The following is a 1,698-nucleotide window of genomic DNA, read 5'->3' on the forward strand; positions in this document are numbered from 1 at the left end:
CGGAGCACCAGGATGTCGCTTCCGGGCATCGGAGCCGGCGCCAGGGCGGCAATGGCAGCGGGCAGGTTGGCCGGGATCGACCCACCACCAGCGACCAGCGTATTGCCAGGCGCGGTGCCCGGCGCCTCGTATCCCTGCACGCTCACATTGAAGTCCAGCGGCGAGCCGTTGCCGGGGGTTGCCCCGGTGCTGATTCGTGGCGAGCCTAGCTCACGCACGATATGGCCCTGGTCGTTGACGCAGCCCATATGGCCGGCCATACGCACATCGCGCTCCAGGAAATCCAACGCGAACCGGCCGTTCTCCTGGACCCGGGCAACACCCTCGGACAGCCGGGACGCCGCCTGCGAGGCAATGAATACCTGGATCACGCCAAGCATCAGCAGCAGGCCGATGACCATGGCGATCATCAGCTCCACCAACGACAAGCCGGCCTGACGCATCCTGATCATGCTGGAAGGGCTCATAGCTGGGTGACCAAGCCGAACGTTGTCGGGGTATTGGGATTGGCCGGATCCCAGCGGTCGTCCGACCAGGTGATGGCCACCGTGGCCACCCCATTCACCAAGGTCACCGTGGCGCCGGCGTTGGCGCCCAGCGCCTTGACCACCTGGCACTGCCAGCGCGTGACGTTGTCGTTGATCGTGAGCGCATCGCCGGTCGTGCGCGTGCAGGCTGTCGTCGTGGCAGACTTGCTGCCAGGCGCGAACGTTGCGTTGGTGTACCACGCCGACTGGATGCGGTTGCTGCGCATTAACTCGGTCATGTCGTAGGCCAGGTTGGTCGCCTGCGTCCGGTAGTTCGCACTCTGCACAAAGCGCACACTCATGGTCTGCAGCATGGCAAAGCCGAGCAGGCCAAAGGCCAGCACGACGATGGCGATCAGCACTTCAAGCAGGGTGAAGCCGCCCTGGTGGTTGCGACGGGCGGGAATATGACGACGTTTCATGGACAGGCTCCCTTGGCGCTGCTGATCTGGCCTGAGGCATTGACGGTAAGGGTACGCAGAAGCTGTTGGCTGCCGCACTTGTCCGGGCGCATCACCACGGACTGGTCAGCTCCGGCGCGGCGCCGCCCCCGCGCATCGAAGGCGATCACTGCCGCAGGCCCCTGGATGACCAAGCCGTTGCCAATCTTGTTGAAACGCAGGACCGTTTCACCCGAGGTGAACGTACCGCTCTTGTCGGTATCGGCGAAGGCCATCATGCCGCCCCCCCAGTTGCCATCGCAGCTGTTACCGCTGGTACTACCGCAGACACCGCCGCCATGGTTGTTGCGCACCGCCTCGCTGCGCGCAAGATTGACCAGGCCCAGCAGCTCGTTGTGGCCTGCGGCCACCCGATTAGACCGAATGGTGCTCTGGAAGCTCGGGTAGGCGATCGCAGTCAGGATGGCAACCACCGCGACGGTGACCATCAGTTCGATCAGTGTGAAACCCTTGGATGGGCGCATGGACATGGAACGCTCCCCAGCGTGATGTGACAGACGATGGACGCCGCGCCGCCTGCCAGCAAGGGGCGGCAGGATGAACGGTCATCCGGGGGCGACAGGCGTCAAGGCGTTGACGCCACAGGGGGGTTGGGCGGTGGGCTGTGCCCTGCCCGCCCACCCCGTACCCCGGCCCTCAGGCCGGGGTCGCAGGCTCAGGCCAGCACTTTGTAGCAGGGCTGGTACTCACCGGAGATCTTCATCCGGCGC

At 65.1% G+C, this 1,698-nt stretch carries 3 protein-coding genes; all 3 read right to left on the reverse strand.

Features of this window, described 5'->3' with window-relative positions; all coding sequences use genetic code 11:
• On the reverse strand, positions 1 to 467 hold a 467-nt coding region (locus tag DBR34_RS23105), incomplete at its 3' end, for a prepilin-type N-terminal cleavage/methylation domain-containing protein (RefSeq protein WP_258223915.1).
• Positions 464 to 949, reverse strand: coding sequence for a type IV pilus modification protein PilV (pilV, locus tag DBR34_RS13375; protein WP_128097152.1), 486 nt, complete (start codon positions 947 to 949; stop codon positions 464 to 466). The genes DBR34_RS23105 and pilV, both read right to left, overlap by 4 nt.
• On the reverse strand, positions 946 to 1,458 hold the full coding sequence (locus DBR34_RS13380; RefSeq protein ID WP_308812541.1) for a GspH/FimT family pseudopilin: 513 nt from the start codon (positions 1,456 to 1,458) through the stop codon (positions 946 to 948). The genes pilV and DBR34_RS13380 overlap by 4 nt, the downstream gene beginning before the upstream one ends.
• Between the last annotated feature and the right edge of the window lie 240 nt (positions 1,459 to 1,698).

Source organism: Stenotrophomonas sp. HMWF003 (assembly GCF_003061285.1).
GTDB lineage: Bacteria > Pseudomonadota > Gammaproteobacteria > Xanthomonadales > Xanthomonadaceae > Stenotrophomonas > Stenotrophomonas maltophilia_AP.